The following is an 18,664-nucleotide window of genomic DNA, read 5'->3' as shown; positions in this document are numbered from 1 at the left end:
ATTTCCCCCACACGAGGAATGTAGGAGCTAGTTATGGGCGTGTTTTCGCTGTTCCGCCGGCGCAAGTCCGACGCGGCGGAGGAGAGTGCCGCGACGGCCGCGGCGGAGGCTGCGGCGGAGGGGACGCCGGGGACGGACGAGGCCGCCGCCCCGGAGCCGGCAGCGTCCGGTGCGCCGGTGCCGGCCGAGGAGGCGGCGGAGCCCGCGACGGACGGCGCCGCGCAGGCACCGGAGGCCGCGGCGGCGGACTCCGCGGCCGAGCCGGCCGAGGAGCCGGCGACGGACGGTGCGGAGGGCGCCGTGGCCACCGCGGAGGCCGCCGTGGCGGAGGGCGCGGGGGCCGCGCCGGAGCCGGCCGGGGCGGGTGCGACGGACGGCGGCGCCGCGATCCCGCGGCAGCAGTCGGTGGCGGCGGTGGACAGCGAGGCCGGCGAGGGCGCGCAGAAGTAGCCGCTCGACGCGAGGGCGCGGCGGACCGGGAGCCGGTTGAGCTCCCGGTCCGCCGCGCCCTCGCGTGCGGTGCGGGTGGTGGCGTGCGCCGCGAGTGCGGTTACGTCCAGGCCGCCACGGCGTAGCCGACGCCGTACGGGGCCTCCTCGTGCAGCAGCTGGCCGCGCAGCCCGGCGTCCTCGGCGGCGCCCGCCAGGACCTGCCAGCAGGACCGCCCGGACACCATGAGGTCGGCGGCGAGCCGCTCGTCCAGGGCGGCCAGGGCGGCCGTGTCGGCGGCCCCCAGGGCGCGGGCCGCACCGGCGTCGAACGCCCCGGCCCGCTCGTCGAAGTAGCCGGGGGCCTTGACGGAGCGGCGGGCGCTGCCGTCGCCGAGCACCAGCAGGGCCACCCGGGGCGCGGCCCCGGCGAGTTCCCGGCCCAGCGGCCGGCAGCGGTCGCCGGGCAGGGACTCGGGCACGCCGAACGCCTCCACAGGCACCTCGAACCGGTCCGCGCGGGACAGCAGCCAGGCGCCGACGGCCAGCGCGGGCGGCAGCTGCGGCCCGCTCCACGGCGTCGGGCCGGCGGCCCCCAGTGTCACGTCGAGGTCCACCCCGAAGCCGCGGAAGGAGCCGGTGGAGCCCTGCGGGTAGCGGGTCGCGGCGGTCCCGTCGGCGGTCGGTGCGAGCACGACCAGCCGGTCGGGACGGGCCGCGGCGAGCACCCCGAGCGCGTCCCGGCAGGCGGCCCGCACCGGGTCCAGTTCCGGTGCGGCGCCCGTGGCGACCTCGGGGACGAGCAGCGGCGGGCAGGGGCAGAGGGCGGCGGCTACGAGCATGCACGCAGCGTAACGCCCGGGTCGCCGCCCGGGGCCTCGGGTCGGCTGGGATCAGTCGCAGCCGCAGCCGCCCGAGGCGGCCGGCAGCGGGGCGGGGACGCCGACCTTCGGCAGGCCCAGCAGCACCCCGGCCGGCGCGGCGGCCGGCGCGGTGTCCTTGGCGTTGCGCTTCTCCCAGGCGTCGCCGGCGCGGGTGCGGCGCACGCCGAGCACCTCGCCCTCGGCCAGGAGGTGGTGCGGGGCGGCGTAGGTGATCTCGACGGTGACCACGTCACCGGGGCGCACCGGCTCGTCCGGCTTGGTGAAGTGGACCAGGCGGCTGTCGGGGGCGCGGCCGGAGAGCCGGTGCGTGGCGCCGTCCTTGCGGCCCTCGCCCTCCGCGACCATCAGGTCCAGGGTGCGGCCGACCTGCTTCTTGTTCTCGCTCCAGGAGATCTCCTCCTGGAGGGCGACCAGGCGCTCGTAGCGGGCCTGCACGACCTCCTTGGGGATCTGCCCGGCCATCTCGGCGGCCGGGGTGCCGGGCCGCTTGGAGTACTGGAAGGTGAACGCCTGGGAGAACCGGGCCTCGCGGACGACGTGCAGGGTCTGCTCGAAGTCCTCCTCGGTCTCGCCGGGGAAGCCGACGATGATGTCGGTGGTGAGCGCCGCGTGCGGGATGGCGGCGCGCACCTTCTCGATGATGCCGAGGTAGCGCTCCTGGCGGTACGAGCGGCGCATCGCCTTCAGGACGGTGTCGGAACCCGACTGGAGCGGCATGTGCAGCTGCGGCATCACGTTGGGCGTCTCGGCCATCGCCGCGATCACGTCGTCGGTGAAGTCGCGCGGGTGCGGGGAGGTGAAGCGGACCCGCTCCAGCCCCTCGATCGCGCCGCAGGCCCGCAGCAGCTTGCTGAACGCCTCGCGGTCGCCCATGTCGGAGCCGTAGGCGTTGACGTTCTGGCCGAGCAGGGTGATCTCGGAGACGCCCTCGGCGACCAGCGCCTCGATCTCGGCGAGGATCTCGCCGGGGCGGCGGTCCTTCTCCTTGCCGCGCAGCGCCGGGACGATGCAGAAGGTGCAGGTGTTGTTGCAGCCGACGGAGATGGAGACCCAGGCCGCGTAGGCGCTCTCCCGGCGGGTGGGCAGCGTGGAGGGGAACGCCTCCAGCGACTCGGCGATCTCGACCTGCGCCTCCTCCTGGACGCGGGCGCGCTCCAGGAGGACCGGCAGCTTGCCGATGTTGTGCGTGCCGAAGACGACGTCCACCCAGGGCGCCCTCTTCACGATGGTGTCGCGGTCCTTCTGGGCCAGGCAGCCGCCGACCGCGATCTGCATCCCGGGGCGGCGGGCCTTCATCGGCGCGAGCCGGCCGAGGTTGCCGTACAGCCGGTTGTCGGCGTTCTCCCGCACCGCGCAGGTGTTGAAGACGACGACGTCCGCATCGCCCTCGCCGGTGCCCTCCGGGGCCCGTACGTAGCCCGCGTCCTCCAACAGGCCCGAGAGCCGTTCGGAATCATGGACGTTCATCTGGCACCCGTAGGTGCGCACCTCGTACGTTTTCACTTCGGCCACTGCTCCACCGGGCACGTCGTTACCGCTCACCCGTCCAGGGTACGGGCTCCGGGCGGGGCCTTCGGCGGCCCGCTGCGCGCGGCGGTACCACGGGGCGGCGCCGGGCTCAGGCCGCGGTGAAGCGGGCCTGCGGTGCGCCGTGCAGCCGGCCCGGGGGCAGCTTCCGGCCGAAGGCGACCAGGAGGAGGTCCTGGGCGGCGCCGCGGAGCGGGGTTCCGGTGCCGTGGGACCAGTCGAGGTCGTCGGCGTGCAGGGCGACGCCGTCGAGGTCGGCGCCGAAGAACTTCGTGCCGCGCGGGGTCAGGCCGTCGAGCAGGACGCGCAGCCGGTCCTCGGGAACGCGGCGGTCCAGGCCGAGCGGGACGGCGATGTCGAGGCCGTGCACGACGTCGTGGCCCAGGGCCGCGGCGAGGCCGCCGACGGGCGGCGTCCAGGGGTGGTGGGCGTGGTCCCGCAGGGCCGCGGCGAGGGCCGTCGGCGACAGGGCGGCGGCGTCCTTGCGGGCGCACCGGTCGGTCATCCGGTCGAGGCTGCCGCGGGCCTTGAGGAGTTCGACGGCGAGCGTGCGCAGCGGGCGGCGGAAGCCCAGCGACAGGTGGGCGGCGACCTCCCGGACCCGCCAGCCCGCGCACAGCGAGGGCGCGTCCCACTGCGCGGGGGTGAGGGCGTCCAGCAGGTCGGCCAGTTCACGGCGTTCGGCGGCGATCGCGGCGCGGATGTCCCTCATTGCTCCCCCGTGTCCGGTGCGGCCCGGGTGGGTGGTGGGCCGCTCGCCCTCCAGGGTGGTGAGGGGCCGGCCATAAGTCCAAGACTTTGGTCTTCTGGTCACTAGAATCGACGGTTATGGAACTGCGACAGCTGCGCTACTTCGTGGCGGTGGCGGAGGAGGCCAACTTCACCCGGGCCGCGGCCCGTCTGCACCTGGCGCAGCCGGGGATCAGCGCGCAGGTCCGCCAGCTCGAACGGGAGCTGGGGGAACCGCTGTTGGACCGCTCGGGCCGGTCGGTGTCGCTGACCGAGGTGGGCGCGGCCGTGCTGCCGTACGCGCGGGCGGCGCTGGCCGCCGTCGAGGGTGCGCGGCAGACCGTGGCGGAGTTCACCGGGCTGTTGCGCGGCCACGTGGCCTTCGGGCTGGTGTCGGGGGCCGACGCGGGCTGGGAGGGCCGGGCGGTGTCCCTGGTGGCGGACTTCCACGACGCGCATCCCCAGGTGGACGTCGCGGTCACCACGGACGGTTCGGAGCGGATGCTCCTCGCGTTGCAGCGCGGGGAGCTGGACCTGGCGCTGCTCGGGACCGCCGAGGCGGAGCCCCCGGCGGGCCTGGCGTTCCGGATCGTCGTGGACGAGGCGCTGGTCGCGGCCCTCGCCCCGGACAGCCCGCTGCTGGCGGTCGCCGAGGACGGGCGGATCCCGCCGGTGGCGCTGCGCGACCAGCCGTTGATCTGCCTGCCGCGCGGCACCGGGGTCCGGGGGGTGCTGGAGCGGCTCTGCGCCGACGCCGGGTTCCGGCCGCGGATCGCGTTCGAGGCGGCCGCGCCGCAGCTGCTCGCCGGGCTCGCGGCCCGCGGTCTGGGCGTGGCGGTCGTGCCGGCGCCGGCCGCCGCCGGGGTCGCGGGGGTGCGGACGCTGGAGTTCGCCGGGGCCCGGCCGCGTGGCCGGATCGCGTTGGCCTGGCGGGCCGACGGACCGGCCGGACCGGCGGCCAGGGCGCTGCTGGACCACCTGCGGACGGCCTTGGGAACACCGGGCGGCACGGGTGATCGGGCGGCGGCGAAGCCGTAACCTGCCGGCCCCTCCCGTCGGGGCGTTCGGACTGGCAGGATCTCGCCCATGGCGATACTCCCCCGCCCCGGCCGGCGCCGGGCGCTGACCGCGGCTGCCACGGCCCTGGCCCTCCTCGGGCTGGTGCTGTGGTGGCTGCAGCCGGTCGGGGCCGGGGCACCCCGTGGCCGGGTGACGCTGGCCACCGGCGTGCCGACCGGGGTGTACGCGCGCTACGGGGAGTTGCTGAAGGGCGACGTCGCGCGGGACCTGCCCGGCGTGGACCTGGAGCTCCTGCGGAGCGAGGGGTCGATCGACAACCTGCGCCAACTGGCCACCGGGCGGGCGACGTTCACCATCGCGACCGCGGACGCGGTGGCCGACTACCAGGCCCGTCGCGAGCCCGGCGCGGACCGGCTGCGGGCCTGTGCCCGGCTCTACGACGACTACATGCAGCTGGTGGTGCCCCGGGGTTCCGCGGTGGGTTCGGCCCGCGCCCTGAAGGGGCTGCGGGTGGGCGTCGGCTCGGACGGGTCGGGCGTCCAGCTCATCACCCGGCGGTTGCTGGCGGCGGCGGGGCTGGACTTCGCCACCGACATCACCCCGGTGCGGGTGGGCATCGACCGGATGCCGAGCATGCTGGAGCACGGCCAGGTCGACGCGTTCTTCTGGTCGGGCGGGCTGCCGACGCTGGCGGTGCAGCAGTTGGCGAAGCGGTTCCCGGTACGGCTGGTGCAGCTCGGGGACCTGATCCCGGCCCTGCGCCGGCAGGGCGAGCCGAACCGTTACTACCGGGCGGCGGTGATGCCGGCGGATGCGTATCCGCGGGTGCAGAACGGCGAGGCGGTGAAGACGATCGCGGTGGCGAACCTGCTGGTGACCACGGACCGGGAGGACGATGCGCTGACGTTCGGGATCACCCGGACGGTGATCAACAGCCGGGACGCGATCGGGCACGTGGTGCACGCGGCGCAGAACGTGGACCTGCGGACGGCGGTGTTCACCGATCCGCTGCCGCTGCACGCCGGCGCCCGGGAGTACTACGTCTCGGCCAAGCAGTGACGGCGGCGGTGCGCGCGGTGCGTCCGGGCGACGGCGGCGGCGAGGTCGTGGCCCGGGGGCCGGCCGCTCAGGGGGCGTCGCGCGGGACCGAGACGGTGACCTCCAGGCCGTGCGGCGGGTGTGGCGCGTAGGCGATGGTGGCGCCGCCGGCCGCGAGCAGTGCGCGGGTGATGGACAGGCCCAGGCCGGAGCCGGAGACGTTCTGGTGGCGGCTGCTGCGCCAGAACCGGTCGCCGATCCGGGCCAGTTCGTCCGCGGTGAGTCCGGGGCCGCGGTCGGCGACGGTGACGGTGACGCGTTCGCCGTCCGGGACCACGGCCACCGTGACCGGTTCTCCGGCCGGGGTGAACTTCAGGGCGTTGTCGACCACCGCGTCCAGGGCGCTGGAGAGGGCCACCGGGTCGGCCCAGCCGGTGACCGCCGGGTGGCCCTGGTAGGTGAGGCGCACGCCCCGGTCCTCGGCGAGCGGGCGCCAGGCGTCGACGCGTTCGACGGTGAGCGCCGCGACGTCGGTGAGATGGAGGTCGGCGGCGGTGTGCTCGGCCAGCGCCAGGTCGAGGAGGTCGTCCAGGACCCGGGCCAGCCGCTTGCCCTCGGTGCGGACCGAGGCGATCTCCTCGTTTCCCTCGGGGAGTTCGAGCGCCAGCAGCTCGATCCGCAGCAGCAGCGCGGAGAGCGGGTTGCGCAGCTGGTGGGAGGCGTCGGCGACGAAGGCGCGCTGCTGCTCCAGGACGTCCTCGACGTGGTCGGCCATCTCGTTGAACGAGCGTGCCAGCCGGCGGAGTTCGGGCGGTCCCGCGGTGGCGGCGACCCGGGCCTTCATCAGGCCGGTGGCGATGTCGTGGCTGGCCGCGTCGAGCACCCGCACCGGCCGCAGCACCCAGCCGGTGAGCCGGAACGCCGCCGCGACGGCCACCAGCATGGCCGCGCACTCACCGGCCGCGATCAGCAGCCAGCCGTGCAGGATGCGGGTGCGCATCCGGTCGGTGGGCGAGTCGGTGACGACCACGGCGACCACGTCGCCGTCCCGGACGACGGGCGAGGCGACCGCGATCCGGCCGGTGTCGTCCCAGGGCCAGACCTGGTGCGGGTCGTGGCTGCGGCGGCCGGCCAGCGCCTCGCTGAACGCCTGGGCGCCCTCGCCGTCGGCGGGCACCGTCAGGCCCCGGGGGGCGGCGGCCATGGGGGTGCGGTCGCGGTAGAAGACGCCGGCGCGGATCCCGTAGAGCTCCTGGTAGCGCAGGAGTTCGGCGCGGAGGGTGGCCAGTCGCTCGTCCTCCTCGGGGGTCTTGCTGTCGGCGGCGGCGCTGGGGCGGGCGGTGACGAACTGGGCGAGGGAGGCGAACCGGGCCGCGTCGTCGATCCGGTCGACCACCACCTTCTGCTGCTCCACCCCGGCGGTGATCACGCCGAGCGGGACGCCGAGCGCGAGCAGCACGCCGGCCATCAGCACGATGAGGAGCGGGAGGAGTCGGGTGTGCACGGGGCCGGGCAGCCGTCAGGGGCCCGGCGGCCGGACGCCCGCGGCGGGGCCGGCGGCCGGTGCGACCAGGCGGTAGCCGACGCCGCGGATCGTCTCGATCAGCGCCGGCATGCGCAGTTTGGCGCGGAGCGAGGCGATGTGCACCTCCAGTGTGCGGCCGGTGCCCTCCCAACTCGTCCGCCAGACCTCGCTGATGATCTGTTCCCGGCGGAAGACCACGCCGGGGCGCTGCGCGAGCAGCGCGAGCAGGTCGAACTCCTTGCGGGTCAGGGGAACCACGGCGCCGTCCACGGACACCTGGCGGGTGGGGAGTTCGACGGTGAGCGGTCCGAGCCGGAGCGGCTCGGCGGGGCCTGGTTCCTCGACCGGTTGGTCGCCGGGGCCGCCCGGGGCGCCGGTGCGCCGGCTCACCGCGTGGATGCGGGCGAGGAGTTCACCGGTGTCGTAGGGCTTGACGACGTAGTCGTCGGCGCCGAGGTTGAGGCCGTGTATCCGGGAGCGGACGTCGGAGCGCGCGGTGACCATGATGACCGGGGTCGCGGAGACCTTCCGGATCCGGCCGCACACCTCGAAGCCGTCCTGGTCGGGCAGTCCGAGGTCGAGCAGCACCACGGCGAACGGCTCGGCGTCGTCGGGCAGCAGCGCCTGCAGCGCCTCCCCGCCGCTGCGGGCGTGCACGACGGTCAGCCCGTGTCGGGACAGCACCGCGGACAGGGCCGCGGCGACGTGGTCGTCGTCCTCGACGAGCAGCAGTCTCATCGGGCCCCTCCCTTCCGGTGTGCGTACGGGCCACAGGGCATCTACGGCGATGGGTGGCCCGCCCGTCAAGAGGACGTCGCCTCCGGGCCGCCATCCGTTACCCAGCCGGTACCCCCCGACCGCATACCGTCGGTAACTGCGCCACGGGCCCCCGAGCCGCCCGTTCACCCTAAGTGTCCGTTTGCGGCCGGATCGTTATGCTCAATTCTCCCTCAGATGTAATGACGCTGGTCGCGGGCCGTCATTAGGGTCCTCCCAACCGAGGAGGACGGAGCTGTACGCCGATGAGCGAAGTACCGGTGACCAAGAATGCCGGGGGCCCTGCGCCCACGGGTGAGCCGTTGGTCGTCCTGGACAACGTGAACAAGCACTTCGGCGCGCTGCACGTGCTCCAGGACGTCAACCTGACGATCCGGCGCGGCGAGGTGGTCGTGGTGATCGGGCCCTCCGGGTCCGGGAAGTCCACCCTGTGCCGCACGATCAACCGCCTGGAGACCATCGACACCGGCGACATCAGCATCGACGCCAAGCCGCTGCCCCAGGAGGGGCGCGAACTGGCCCGACTGCGCGCCGACGTGGGGATGGTGTTCCAGTCCTTCAACCTCTTCGCGCACAAGACGGTGCTGGAGAACGTGGTGCTGGGCCAGACCAAGGTCCGCAAGACGGACAAGGCGGCCGCGGAGGAGAAGGCCCGGGCGCTGCTCGACCGGGTCGGCGTCGGCGCCCAGGCGGAGAAGTACCCCGCACAGCTTTCGGGCGGCCAGCAGCAGCGGGTGGCGATCGCCCGCGCCCTGGCGATGGACCCGAAGGTGATGCTCTTCGACGAGCCGACCTCGGCCCTGGACCCGGAGATGATCAACGAGGTGCTGGAGGTCATGCAGCAACTCGCCCGGGACGGGATGACGATGGTCGTGGTCACCCACGAGATGGGGTTCGCACGCTCCGCGGCGAACCGGGTGGTCTTCATGGCGGACGGCAAGATCATCGAAGAGGCCGAACCGAACCAGTTCTTCAACAACCCGCGCAGCGACCGGGCGAAGGACTTCCTGTCGAAGATCCTCCATCACTGAGGCCGCGGTTGGGCCACCATGACTGCCAACACCTGTTGAACCAAAGGATGTTCACCATGAGGATGCGTAAGACGGCTGCTGCGGGTGCCATGGTGCTCGCGCTGGCGGCGACGGCGACGGCCTGCGGTGGCGAGTCGGGCTCGGCCGGCGACAAGCAGCCCGGAGACGACGTCTACAGCGCCGACTACAAGGTCGCCAAGGACGTCAAGGTCGACTCCGCGACGCTGAAGAAGGCCCAGAAGGCCGGCAAGATCACCATCGGTGTCAAGGCCGACCAGCCGTTCCTCGGCTTCAAGGACCCGGCGACCAACACCTACTCCGGCTTCGACATCGAGATCGCCAAGATGGTCGCCGCCGACCTGGGCTTCTCCGAGAAGCAGATCAACTTCCAGACGGTCGACTCCAACGTCCGTGAGACCGCCATCTCCAAGGGCCAGGTCGACTACTACGTCGGCACGTACACGATCAACGACGAGCGCAAGAAGCAGGTCAGCTTCGCGGGCCCGTACTACACCGCCGGTGCCGACCTCCTGGTGCGCCAGGACGACAAGGCGATCACCGGGCCGGACGCCCTCAAGGGCAAGAAGGTCTGCTCGATCGTCGGCTCCACCCCGCTCCAGGAGATCAAGAAGCCGAAGTACGGCGCGGTCACCACCGAGCTGTCGAAGTACTCGGACTGCGTGAAGTCCCTGCTGGACGGCTCGGTCGACGCGGTCACCACCGACGACGCGATCCTCAAGGGCTACGCCGCCCAGCGCCCGGGCAAGCTGCGGGTCGTCGGGAAGCCGTTCACCAAGGAGCCCTACGGCGTCGGCCTGGGCAAGGACGACAAGGCCCTGCGCGACGCGATCACCACCGCGCTGGAGAACCACATCAAGAACGGTGACTACAAGAAGGCGTACGAGGGCACGCTCGGCAAGTCCGGCTCCCCCTATGTCGCCCCGGAGACGCCGCTGCCGCGCTACTGACGGCTCGCGCAGACGCACCGGACAGCGCCGCCCCGTACGCCCGCCGCGACGGGTGTGCGGGGCGCGCTGCCTTCCGCGCGCCCCACCCGACCTGCGGGCGGTGCCGCGCGGTGCCCCGTAGTACCCCGCCGTTCCCCGCCGCCGACCCGACCGCTACCGCGGAGACCCCATGAACGTACTCCTCGATTATCTGCCCGAGTTCCGGGACGGGTTCCTCGGAACCCTGGCGATCACCGCGTCCGCCGCGCTGCTCGCGCTGGTGCTCGGCGTGCTCATAGCCGGTTTCCGGGTCTCTCCGGTCCCGCCGCTGCGCGTCTTCGGCACGGCCTGGGTGACGGTGCTGCGCAACACGCCGCTGACGCTGCTCTTCCTGGTCGCGTTCTTCGTCGTGCCGCAGATCCTCTTCCAGGGGGCCAGCCCCTACGTCCTGGGCACGTTGGCACTCGGCTTCTACACCTCGTCGTTCGTGTGCGAAGCGGTGCGGTCCGGCATCAGCACGGTGCCGCTGGGGCAGGCGGAGGCGGCCCGGAGCCTGGGCATGAGCTTCTCCCAGACGCTCCGGCTGATCGTGCTCCCGCAGGCCACCCGCACCGTGATCGCGCCGCTGAGCAGCATCATCATCGCGCTCACCAAGAACTCCGCGATCGCCGGCGCGTTCGGGTACGGCGAACTCTTCAACGTCTCCAAGCTGCTCAACGACAAGGGCTACGCGATCGCCTGGATCTTCCTGTGGACGGCGCTCGCCTACCTCGTCATCACCTTCGCGGTCAGCGGCCTGTTCCGGCTGCTGGAGCGCCGGATGGGGGTCGCCCGATGAGCGGATCCGACGGCCGCAACACCAGGAACGACACCCACGGACGGGCGCCGTCGCCGCGCACCGGCGGAACGGGACGAAGCGAGGTAAGGGCATGAGTGGCGCGAGCGTCCTCTACGACGTGCCGGGTCCGAAGGCGAAGGCCCGCAACCGCATCTACAGCATCATCGGCGCGCTGGCGGTGCTGGGACTGATCGCCTTCGCGATCCTGCGGCTGAACTCCAAGGGCCAGCTGGACCCCGAAGTCTGGCGGATCTTCAACTACTCCGGCGTGCGGACCAGCATCCGCGACGGCGTGCTCACCACCCTCCAGGTCTTCGCGGTGGCGGCGGTGCTGTCGCTGGCGCTGGGCGTGCTGCTGGCGGTGGCCCGGCTCTCCGACCACAAGCCGATCCGTTGGCTGGCCACCGGCTTCATCGAGCTGTTCCGCGCCGTCCCGCTGCTGATCACCATCTACGCCCTGTGGGTCATCCTCCTCACCAACCGGGACGCGCTGGGCCTGACCGGCAGCCAGCCGCAGTTCTGGGCCCTGGTCGTGGGCCTGACGGTCTACAACGGTTCGGTGCAGGCGGAGGTGCTGCGGGCCGGCATCAACGCCGTGCCCACGGGCCAGCGGGAGGCCGCGTACGCCCTCGGCATGACCAAGACGCAGGTCATGACGACGGTGCTGGTCCCGCAGGCGGTCCGCGCGATGCTGCCGACGATCATCAGCCAGTTGGTGGTGACCCTGAAGGACACCTCGCTGGGCTACATCATCACCTTCGAGGAGCTCCTCTACACCGCCCGGCTGATGAGCACCAACATCATCGTCAACGGGAACGACACCTACATTCCGGTGATCACCGTCATCGGCGGCATCTACGTGGCGATGTGCCTGGCGCTGTCCGCCCTGGCCAACTGGATCGAGCGGCGCGGCCGCCGGGCCCGCACCGGCATCGGCGCGGCCCCGGCCGCGGAGCCGGTGGCGGCCGCGGAATCCGGTGGTCCGGTCGCCGACGCGCCGGCGGCCACGAAGGACTGACGGAACGTCCGGTCGCCCCGCGGCCGGTACCGACCGTCCGGAGGCGGTGGCAACGGCGCCACCGCCTCCGTCACTTGACGACAGCGGTCGCAATGGGTTGCATACGCTGTGTGATCACGCACCGGGCCCCCACCGTCAGCTCCCGCACGTCCCGTACGTCCCGCACGCACCGCCGGATCCAGGGAGCCGCCCCGTGGAGCCGGTGATCGTCGTCGGGGCCGGCCCGGTCGGTCTCGCCCTCGCCCTCGCCCTGACCCGGCACGGCGTCCCCGTCGTCGTCCTCGACGAGACCGGTGGAAAGGAGGAGGTCCGGCCGGCCCGCACCGTCGTGCTCCGCCCGGACACCGCGGCGTTCGCCGCCCGGCTCGGCTGCGCGCAGGCCCTGGCGGGCGACGGCGCCCGCTGGTCGGCGTGGCGCACCATGCGCCGTCGCCGCCTGCTGGAACGGGTCGCCTTCGCCGCCGACGGCACCGCCGCGACGGACCGGGACGACTCCGGTGCCGGCGCGTCCCCGGTGCACCTGCCCCAGCACGCGCTGACCCGCGCGCTGCGCGCCGCGCTGGCCGGCGAACCGCTCGCCCAGATCGTCCACGACAGCCGGCTGGCCGCCGTCGAACAGGACGACAAGGGCGTCAGCGCCCAGACCCGCGGGGACAACGGGACGTGGTGGCGCGGGAGTTACCTGGTCGGCTGCGACGGCCCGCGGTCCACCGTCCGCAAGCTGCTGGACGTCCGCTTCCCGGGCCGCACCGCCGTCGAGCGGCACGCGGTGGCCACGCTGCGCACCGAACTGCCCTGGCCCGACGAGGCGCTGCTGCACCGTTCGCCGGCCCGGCACGGGGGCGGCCGGGTCAGCGAGGTGTCCGCCCGGCCGCTGCCCGGCGGGGTCTGGCGACTGGACTGGCTGCTGCCCCCGGGACGCGAGCTGGTCACCCCGGACGCGCTGGTGGCCCGGATCCGCGACTCGCTGGCCGGCTGGGCCACCGAGGCCGCCGACGGGTCCGCCGACGAGGGCACCGCGGGCGGACGCCCGCACACCGGCCTGGTCCCGCCCTACGAACTCCTCGACACCGGCGTCCACACCGTCCACCACCGTCTGGCCCGGACCTGGCGGCAGGGTCGCGCGTTCCTCGCCGGCGACGCCGCCCACCTGCTCGGCGCCCTGGGCACCCAGGGCCTGGACGAGGGCCTGCGGGACGCCGAGAACCTCGCCTGGAAACTGGGCCTGGCCTGGCACCACGGGCCCACCGAGGGGCTGTTGGACAGCTACCAGGTCGAGCGGCGGGGCGCGGTCGCCGCCCGGTTGCGGGCCGCGGACTCGGCGTTGCCGCTGCTGCGGGACGGCGGCGCGGTGCGGTGGCGGACGGTGCTGCCGGGCGCGGCGCGCGGTCGCAGCACCCTGCTGACCGACGGCCACCTGGGGCGCGGTCCGCTCGGCGCGGCCCCGACCTACCCGCGGACGCCGCTGACCGCCCCCGACGGCCTGCCCGGCGGGACGACGGTCGGCACCCTCCCGGGGGCACCGGTGGTGGACGTGCCGGTGACCGCCTCCGACGGTGCGTCGGTGGGGCTGCGCGACCGGCTCGGGCACGGGCTGTTGGTGGTGCTGGTGGCGCCGGGCACCGGGGTCTGGGACCGGCGGCACTGGCAGTCGGCGGGGTTGATGCCCCGGCTGACGGACGCGGTCGGGGCGCTGCCGATGCGTGCGGAGATCCTGGTCACCGAGGCGTATCCGGGCGCCGCGGCGCACACCGTGCTGGTGGTGCGCCCCGACGGCCATCTGGTCGCCGCGCTGTCCGGGGTCCGGCCCGAGGAACTGGCCGCCTGTGCCGAGGCGGTGCGCGGCGGGGCGGACGGGGCGACGGGCCGCCGACCGACCGCGGACGTGCCGGCCCAAGGGGGCGGGCCGCTCGACGCCGTGGCGGAGCCGGTGGTGGACGCGGTGCCGGTTGACCCTCCGGGAAGCTCCGTGCTTGACTCCGAGGGTGACTGATCACAGCTCGCGGTTCTGGCGGAGGGTCCATCTGGACCTGGTCCGCTACGCGGGCTGCACGTGTCGTCCGTCCTGTTGATCCCCACCGCCGCGGCCGTGCCGCGGTGGTCCTCCCCGCGCGGCAGTGCGCCGGACTCCGGCGGTCGCGCCTCCCGATCACTCAGGACGGTTCCCGTGCCCGACGTACACCTGCCTGCGCGCCCGCGCGCCCAGGACGGCGGCCCCAGCGCCGCCGAACTCCTCGACTTCGCCCGCCGCACCGCCGCCGACCGTGCGCTGGTCGCGTCCCTGCCGCTCGATCCGGAAGGCCGCACCTGGGTCCGGCTGGACGGGCCCGGTGGCAGCGAGGCCTGGCTGATCGGCTGGCCGCCCGGCACCGGCACCGGGTGGCACGACCACGGCGGTTCCCGCGGCGCCTTCGCGGCGGCCGCCGGGGAGTTGACCGAGCAGTCGCTCGCCGCCGCGATCCCCACCGAGGGATGGAAGACCCTGGAGCTCGCCGACGACGTCGACCGCCAGCGGCGGTTGAGCGACGGCCGGGGAAGGGCGTTCGGCCCGCACCACGTGCACCAGGTGCTCAACCTCTCGCCCGACGCCCATGCGGTGTCGGTGCACGCCTACTACCCGCCGCTGCCGCTGATGCGGCGGTACAGCCGCACCGGCGCGGTGCTGCGGCTGGAAGAGGTCGAACGTCCCGAGGAGTGGTGATGAGCGCGGTCGACGAACTGCTGGCCCGGGCCCGGCGCGGGCTGGACCGGGTGGACCCCCTACGGGCCGCGGCACTCCAGGAGGCCGGCGGGCTGTTGGTGGACATCCGCTACGCACGGCTGCGGGAACGCGACGGGACCATCCCCGGGGCGCTGGTCGTCGAGCGCAACGAGCTGGAGTGGCGCCTCGATCCCACCGGTGAGCACCGTGCCCCCGAGGCGACCCACCACGACCTGCCGATCGTGGTGGTCTGCAACGAGGGGTACGCCTCCAGCCTCGCCGCGGTCTCCCTGCACGCACTCGGCCTGCATCGCGCCACCGACCTGATCGGCGGCTTCCAGGCGTGGCGGGCGGCGGGGCTGCCGGTACGGGGGGCGGGGCTGCCGGCAGAGGACTAGCTCCGGCGGTGACTCGGCTCCCGCCGCGGCCCAACTCCCGTCGCGGGGCGGCTGGTTCGGCAGCGTCGAGGCTCGGCCCGCTCGGCTCCCCCGCCGGGCCGGTCGGGATCCGGGAGCGGGACGCGCTCGGCGCGGTCCGGCACGCCGGGCCCGGTCAGGCGTCCGGGAGGTGGTGGTCGAGGAGGTCCGGGTCCTCGCCCTCCTCCTCCAGGGCCCGGCGGACGACGCGGAGGGCGAGGCCCTCCGGGTAGCCCTTGCGGGCCAGCATGCCGGCCAGCCGGCGCAACCGCTTGTCGCGGTCCAGGCCGCGGGTCGTGCGCAGCTTGCGGTCGACCAGCTCGCGCGCGGTGGACTCCTCCTGCTCGGCGTCGAGCCGACCGACGGCCTCGTCGATCAGGGCGGAGTCCACCCCCTTGGTGCGCAGCTCCCGGGCGAGGGCGCGGCGGGCCAGGCCCCGGCCGTGGTGCCGGGACTCCACCCAGGCTTCGGCGAAGGCCGCGTCGTCGATCAACCCGACGTCCTCGAAGCGGGCGAGCACCTCCTCCGCGGCCTCGTCGGGAATGCCCCGCTCGCGCAGGGCGTCCGCCAACTGCCGGCGGGTGCGCGGGCTCCCGGTGAGCAGGCGCAGGCAGATCGCCCGCGCCTGCTCCTCGGGCGTGCGCGGCGGTCCCGACCCGGCCCTCGACGGGAGGGAACCACCGCTGTCCCTGGCGGTGCCGTCCGCTTCGGGACCGGCACCGCGGTTGCGGCGGCTACGGTTCTCGGTGTCGCCGGCAGCGCTGCCGAAACCGGCACCGTCCGGCCATTCCGTTCGCCGTGTCATGGCGCGTCAGCTCTTGGCCGCCGTGGCCTTGGCGCCCTTGGCGCTCTTGGCGGCTGTGACCGGTGCGGCGGCCTTGGCCGGCGACTCGGCCGGGCCGGCGGCGTCCGCACCGGGCTCCGCCGCGACGACGTCCTCGGGCTTCACGCCGACGCCCAGCTTCTCCTTGATCTTCTTCTCGACCTCGTTGGCGAGGTCGGGGTTGTCCTTGAGGAAGTTGCGGGCGTTCTCCTTGCCCTGGCCGAGCTGGTCGCCCTCGTAGGTGTACCAGGCGCCGGACTTGCGGATGAAGCCGTGCTCGACGCCCATGTCGATCAGGCCGCCCTCCCGGCTGATGCCCTGGCCGTAGAGGATGTCGAACTCGGCCTGCTTGAAGGGGGGCGCGACCTTGTTCTTGACGACCTTGCAGCGGGTGCGGTTGCCGACCGCGTCGGTGCCGTCCTTGAGGGTCTCGATCCGGCGGATGTCGATCCGGACGGAGGCGTAGAACTTCAGCGCACGGCCACCGGTCGTGGTCTCCGGGGAGCCGAACATCACGCCGATCTTCTCGCGGAGCTGGTTGATGAAGATCGCGGTGGTCTTGGACTGGTTGAGCGCGCTGGTGATCTTCCGCAGGGCCTGGCTCATCAGACGGGCCTGGAGACCGACGTGGGAGTCGCCCATCTCGCCCTCGATCTCGGCCCGCGGCACCAGGGCGGCCACGGAGTCGATCACGATGAGGTCCAGGGCGCCGGAGCGGACCAGCATGTCGACGATCTCCAGGGCCTGCTCGCCGTTGTCCGGCTGGGACAGGATGAGGTTGTCGGTGTCGACGCCGAGCTTCTGCGCGTACTCGGGGTCGAGGGCGTGCTCGGCGTCCACGAACGCGACCTGGCCGCCGGCCTTCTGCGCGTTCGCCACCGCGTGCAGGGTCAGGGTGGTCTTACCGGAGGACTCCGGTCCGTAGACCTCCACGACCCGGCCGCGCGGCAGGCCACCGACGCCGAGCGCGACGTCGAGGGCGGTCGAGCCGGTCGGGATGACCTCGATGGGCTCCCTGGGCCGCTCGCCCATGCGCATGACCGCGCCCTTGCCGAATTGCCGTTCAATCTGTGCGAGTGCGGCGTCCAGCGCCTTCTCGCGGTCGGTGCCTGCCATGGGTTCCACCCGGTGTGCTTGAGTCGATCGCTTCACGTCCATGACGCTAACGCCTGCCACTGACAATGCGCCCGGACCCGGCCCCGGCCTGTGGATAACTCGGCGCTCGGCCCGGGATTCCCGTGGGCCGGAGCCGCGTCGAGCGGCCGGAGCCCCCATGAGAATGGATGTTCGATTTTGGTGTCAAGCGTGCCGCGCCCGGCGCCGCGGCACCGCCGGCTCACCCACCGGCCTGCCGCGCCTCCTGCGGCACGGCCCCCTCTTCGCCGCCCGACGCACCGGCGGCCGGCTCCCGCTCCAGGGCCCGCTCTGGTTCCCGCGCCGGCTCACCGTCCGCCTCCCGGGCCGGCCCCGACGCACCCTCGGCGCCGCCGTCCCGAGCCCGGCTCCGCCGCCTCGCCCGGAAGCCCGCCCGCGGGTCCGCGGTGACCTCGTAGCGCTTGACGTAGGCGCCGAGGAACGCCTGGAGGGTCGCGGTGGCCGGGATCGCGATCAGCGCGCCGACCGCGCCCATCAGCGCCGTGCCGGCGATCACCGAGCCGAACGCGACGGCGGGGTGGATGTCCACGGTCTTCGCGGTGATCCGGGGCTGGAGGAGGTAGTTCTCGAACTGCTGGTAGACCACGACGAAGCCGAAGACCCACAGCGCGTACCAGGGGTTGACGGTGAACGCGATCAGGATGGGCAGCGCACCCGCCAGGTACGTGCCGATCGTCGGCACGAACTGCGAGATCAGGCCGACCCAGAGGCCGAGCGCCGGCGCGTAGGGCACGCCCAGGATCTCCAGCAGGACGTAGTGCGAGACGCCGGAGATCAGCGCCATCAGGCCGCGGGAGTAGAGGTAGCCGCCGGTCTTGGCGACCGCGATCTCCCAGGCGCGCAGCACCTCGGCCTGCCGGCGGGGCGGCAGCACCGAGCACAGCGCCCGTCGCAGCCGGGGGCCGTCGGCGGCGAAGTAGAACGAGAACAGCGCGACGGTGAGGAGGTTGAAGAGCCCGCCCAGCACCTGCGCGGAGACCGCCAGGACGTTGTTGGCGCTGTCCTGGACGTACTTCTGCAACCAGTCGGAGTTCAGCAGGTTGTTCTGCACCTGGACCCGGGAGAGGTGGGTGTGGAAGGTGCCGTTGATCCAGCTGATGACGGAGTCCAGGTACTGCGGGAACTCCTCGACCATGGTGGCGATCTGCCCGGCCACCATGGAGCCCAGCAGCGCGAAGAAGCCGATCGTGCCGACGAGTATCCCGAGGAACACCAGGCCGGTGGCGAGTCCGCGCCGCATGCCGCGGGCGGCCATCCAGTCCACGGCCGGCTCGACGGCCAGGGCCAGGAAGAACGCGATCAGCACGTTCAGCAGCAGTCCGATCAGCTGGTGGAAGCCCCAGGTGGCGAGCTGGAAGCACGCCACCAAAGCGAGTGCGAGCACCATGGCGCGCGGGAGCCAGCGCGGCATCCGCGCCCCGTACCGGTCGTCGTCGGGCCGACCCCGGGGCGGGTCGGCGGGGCGGGAGCCGTCGCGGCTGCTGGTCTCATCTGTCACGCGCACGCTGCCCAGTGTCGCGCACCGCGCCGACACCGACTCCGGGCCGGCTCAGCGCCTGTCCTGCGGCACGTCCATCACCGTGCAGACCACGCGCCAGACCTCCTTGGCGCTCCAGCCCGCCGCCAGCGCCTCGTGGACGGTGCGGCCGCCGAGCCCCGCCATCACGTGGTCGCGTGCGAACGAGTCGGCGTAGGCCGCACCGAAGTGGTCCGCCATCCGCTCCCAGAACACCGTCAACCGCATGATTCCCGCCTCACACCCGCTTCGGCCTGCACCTTCCCCGGCTTCCCGCCGCCCCGTGCACGC

The 18,664-nt window shown here is 73.6% G+C and carries 20 protein-coding genes; 11 read left to right on the top strand and 9 right to left on the bottom strand.

The window, feature by feature from the left end; translation table 11 throughout:
• Nucleotides 1-33: 33 nt before the first annotated feature.
• On the top strand, nucleotides 34-450 hold the full coding sequence (locus ABD385_RS30175; protein ID WP_344582021.1) for a hypothetical protein: 417 nt from the start codon (nucleotides 34-36) through the stop codon (nucleotides 448-450).
• 100 nt (nucleotides 451-550) lie between these two features.
• Here ABD385_RS30175 and ABD385_RS30170 read toward each other — a convergent pair whose 3' ends face one another.
• The 3 genes from ABD385_RS30170 to ABD385_RS30160 form a co-directional block, all read right to left on the bottom strand.
• On the bottom strand, nucleotides 551-1,270 hold the full coding sequence (locus ABD385_RS30170; RefSeq protein ID WP_344582020.1) for a class III extradiol dioxygenase subunit B-like domain-containing protein: 720 nt from the start codon (nucleotides 1,268-1,270) through the stop codon (nucleotides 551-553).
• A 51-nt stretch (nucleotides 1,271-1,321) separates the two neighbouring features.
• Nucleotides 1,322-2,824 carry a tRNA (N6-isopentenyl adenosine(37)-C2)-methylthiotransferase MiaB gene (gene miaB, locus ABD385_RS30165; RefSeq protein WP_344582079.1) on the bottom strand — a complete coding sequence of 501 codons (1,503 nt, stop codon included), beginning with the start codon at nucleotides 2,822-2,824 and terminating at the stop codon, nucleotides 1,322-1,324.
• A gap of 106 nt (nucleotides 2,825-2,930) precedes the next feature.
• Entirely contained in the window at nucleotides 2,931-3,551 is a 621-nt protein-coding gene (locus ABD385_RS30160; protein WP_344582019.1) for a maleylpyruvate isomerase family mycothiol-dependent enzyme, read from the bottom strand.
• A 116-nt stretch (nucleotides 3,552-3,667) separates the two neighbouring features.
• On the opposite strand from ABD385_RS30160, the gene ABD385_RS30155 reads away from it, so the two are divergent.
• Together ABD385_RS30155 and ABD385_RS30150 are read left to right on the top strand one after the other, a co-directional pair.
• Nucleotides 3,668-4,606, top strand: coding sequence for a LysR family transcriptional regulator (locus tag ABD385_RS30155; RefSeq protein ID WP_344582018.1), 939 nt, complete (start codon nucleotides 3,668-3,670; stop codon nucleotides 4,604-4,606).
• Between the two features lie 48 nt (nucleotides 4,607-4,654).
• Nucleotides 4,655-5,647: a TAXI family TRAP transporter solute-binding subunit gene (locus ABD385_RS30150; RefSeq protein ID WP_344582016.1), complete on the top strand. Its 993-nt coding sequence runs from the start codon at nucleotides 4,655-4,657 to the stop codon at nucleotides 5,645-5,647.
• Nucleotides 5,648-5,714: 67 nt separating this feature from the next.
• On the opposite strand, the gene ABD385_RS30145 is transcribed toward ABD385_RS30150, so the two are convergent.
• Nucleotides 5,715-7,130, bottom strand: a complete 1,416-nt coding sequence (locus ABD385_RS30145) for a sensor histidine kinase (protein ID WP_344582014.1) — start codon at nucleotides 7,128-7,130, stop codon at nucleotides 5,715-5,717.
• A 15-nt stretch (nucleotides 7,131-7,145) separates the two neighbouring features.
• Nucleotides 7,146-7,889: a response regulator transcription factor gene (locus tag ABD385_RS30140; RefSeq protein ID WP_344582013.1), complete on the bottom strand. Its 744-nt coding sequence runs from the start codon at nucleotides 7,887-7,889 to the stop codon at nucleotides 7,146-7,148.
• Nucleotides 7,890-8,173: 284 nt separating this feature from the next.
• Between ABD385_RS30140 and ABD385_RS30135 the strand changes: the two genes are divergently transcribed.
• The 8 genes from ABD385_RS30135 to ABD385_RS30100 all read left to right on the top strand — a co-directional run bounded on the left by ABD385_RS30135 (nucleotide 8,174) and on the right by ABD385_RS30100 (nucleotide 14,861).
• Nucleotides 8,174-8,959 (top strand): amino acid ABC transporter ATP-binding protein, encoded by a 786-nt coding sequence (locus ABD385_RS30135; RefSeq protein ID WP_344582012.1) that lies wholly within the window; start codon nucleotides 8,174-8,176, stop codon nucleotides 8,957-8,959.
• 56 nt (nucleotides 8,960-9,015) lie between these two features.
• Entirely contained in the window at nucleotides 9,016-9,927 is a 912-nt protein-coding gene (locus ABD385_RS30130) for a glutamate ABC transporter substrate-binding protein (protein ID WP_344582010.1), read from the top strand.
• 169 nt (nucleotides 9,928-10,096) lie between these two features.
• Entirely contained in the window at nucleotides 10,097-10,744 is a 648-nt protein-coding gene (locus tag ABD385_RS30125) for an amino acid ABC transporter permease (protein WP_344582009.1), read from the top strand.
• A 91-nt stretch (nucleotides 10,745-10,835) separates the two neighbouring features.
• The gene (locus tag ABD385_RS30120; RefSeq protein ID WP_344582008.1) at nucleotides 10,836-11,762 is read left to right on the top strand and encodes an amino acid ABC transporter permease; all 927 of its coding nucleotides are present in this window, start codon (nucleotides 10,836-10,838) and stop codon (nucleotides 11,760-11,762) included.
• Between the two features lie 193 nt (nucleotides 11,763-11,955).
• Entirely contained in the window at nucleotides 11,956-13,755 is a 1,800-nt protein-coding gene (locus ABD385_RS30115; protein ID WP_344582006.1) for an FAD-dependent monooxygenase, read from the top strand.
• Nucleotides 13,748-13,834, top strand: coding sequence for a putative leader peptide (locus ABD385_RS30110; protein ID WP_311203421.1), 87 nt, complete (start codon nucleotides 13,748-13,750; stop codon nucleotides 13,832-13,834). Before ABD385_RS30115 ends, ABD385_RS30110 begins: the two co-directional genes overlap by 8 nt.
• A gap of 95 nt (nucleotides 13,835-13,929) precedes the next feature.
• The gene (locus ABD385_RS30105; RefSeq protein ID WP_344582004.1) at nucleotides 13,930-14,463 is read left to right on the top strand and encodes a cupin domain-containing protein; all 534 of its coding nucleotides are present in this window, start codon (nucleotides 13,930-13,932) and stop codon (nucleotides 14,461-14,463) included.
• Nucleotides 14,463-14,861 carry a rhodanese-like domain-containing protein gene (locus ABD385_RS30100; protein ID WP_344582003.1) on the top strand — a complete coding sequence of 133 codons (399 nt, stop codon included), beginning with the start codon at nucleotides 14,463-14,465 and terminating at the stop codon, nucleotides 14,859-14,861. The genes ABD385_RS30105 and ABD385_RS30100 overlap by 1 nt, the downstream gene beginning before the upstream one ends.
• 154 nt (nucleotides 14,862-15,015) lie before the next feature.
• Here ABD385_RS30100 and recX read toward each other — a convergent pair whose 3' ends face one another.
• The 4 genes from recX to ABD385_RS30080 form a co-directional block, all read right to left on the bottom strand.
• Complete coding sequence (gene recX / locus ABD385_RS30095; protein WP_344582002.1) at nucleotides 15,016-15,684, bottom strand: recombination regulator RecX; 669 nt, start codon at nucleotides 15,682-15,684, stop codon at nucleotides 15,016-15,018.
• 6 nt (nucleotides 15,685-15,690) lie between these two features.
• Nucleotides 15,691-16,818 carry a recombinase RecA gene (recA, locus tag ABD385_RS30090; protein ID WP_344582001.1) on the bottom strand — a complete coding sequence of 376 codons (1,128 nt, stop codon included), beginning with the start codon at nucleotides 16,816-16,818 and terminating at the stop codon, nucleotides 15,691-15,693.
• 220 nt (nucleotides 16,819-17,038) lie between these two features.
• Nucleotides 17,039-18,361, bottom strand: a complete 1,323-nt coding sequence (locus ABD385_RS30085; RefSeq protein WP_344582000.1) for an AI-2E family transporter — start codon at nucleotides 18,359-18,361, stop codon at nucleotides 17,039-17,041.
• 45 nt (nucleotides 18,362-18,406) lie between these two features.
• Complete coding sequence (locus ABD385_RS30080) at nucleotides 18,407-18,601, bottom strand: DUF3046 domain-containing protein (RefSeq protein ID WP_344581998.1); 195 nt, start codon at nucleotides 18,599-18,601, stop codon at nucleotides 18,407-18,409.
• Between the last annotated feature and the right edge of the window lie 63 nt (nucleotides 18,602-18,664).

Source organism: Streptomyces lunalinharesii, from assembly GCF_039532155.1.
Taxonomy (GTDB): domain Bacteria; phylum Actinomycetota; class Actinomycetes; order Streptomycetales; family Streptomycetaceae; genus Streptomyces; species Streptomyces lunalinharesii.
Note: the sequence above shows the minus strand (reverse complement) of the source record. Positions and strands in the feature narration are given on the sequence as shown.

Excerpts from the sequence above, each read along its gene's own strand:
- ABD385_RS30175 (WP_344582021.1), top strand. The coding sequence starts at position 34 with ATGGGCGTGTTTTCGCTGTTCCGCCGGCGCAAGTCCGACGCGGCGGAG.
- ABD385_RS30170 (WP_344582020.1), bottom strand. The coding sequence starts at position 1,270 with ATGCTCGTAGCCGCCGCCCTCTGCCCCTGCCCGCCGCTGCTCGTCCCC.
- ABD385_RS30160 (WP_344582019.1), bottom strand. The coding sequence starts at position 3,551 with ATGAGGGACATCCGCGCCGCGATCGCCGCCGAACGCCGTGAACTGGCC.
- ABD385_RS30155 (WP_344582018.1), top strand. The coding sequence starts at position 3,668 with ATGGAACTGCGACAGCTGCGCTACTTCGTGGCGGTGGCGGAGGAGGCC.
- ABD385_RS30150 (WP_344582016.1), top strand. The coding sequence starts at position 4,655 with ATGGCGATACTCCCCCGCCCCGGCCGGCGCCGGGCGCTGACCGCGGCT.
- ABD385_RS30140 (WP_344582013.1), bottom strand. The coding sequence starts at position 7,889 with ATGAGACTGCTGCTCGTCGAGGACGACGACCACGTCGCCGCGGCCCTG.
- ABD385_RS30135 (WP_344582012.1), top strand. The coding sequence starts at position 8,174 with ATGAGCGAAGTACCGGTGACCAAGAATGCCGGGGGCCCTGCGCCCACG.
- ABD385_RS30130 (WP_344582010.1), top strand. The coding sequence starts at position 9,016 with ATGAGGATGCGTAAGACGGCTGCTGCGGGTGCCATGGTGCTCGCGCTG.
- ABD385_RS30125 (WP_344582009.1), top strand. The coding sequence starts at position 10,097 with ATGAACGTACTCCTCGATTATCTGCCCGAGTTCCGGGACGGGTTCCTC.
- ABD385_RS30120 (WP_344582008.1), top strand. The coding sequence starts at position 10,836 with ATGAGTGGCGCGAGCGTCCTCTACGACGTGCCGGGTCCGAAGGCGAAG.
- ABD385_RS30100 (WP_344582003.1), top strand. The coding sequence starts at position 14,463 with ATGAGCGCGGTCGACGAACTGCTGGCCCGGGCCCGGCGCGGGCTGGAC.
- recX (WP_344582002.1), bottom strand. The coding sequence starts at position 15,684 with ATGACACGGCGAACGGAATGGCCGGACGGTGCCGGTTTCGGCAGCGCT.
- recA (WP_344582001.1), bottom strand. The coding sequence starts at position 16,818 with ATGGCAGGCACCGACCGCGAGAAGGCGCTGGACGCCGCACTCGCACAG.
- ABD385_RS30080 (WP_344581998.1), bottom strand. The coding sequence starts at position 18,601 with ATGCGGTTGACGGTGTTCTGGGAGCGGATGGCGGACCACTTCGGTGCG.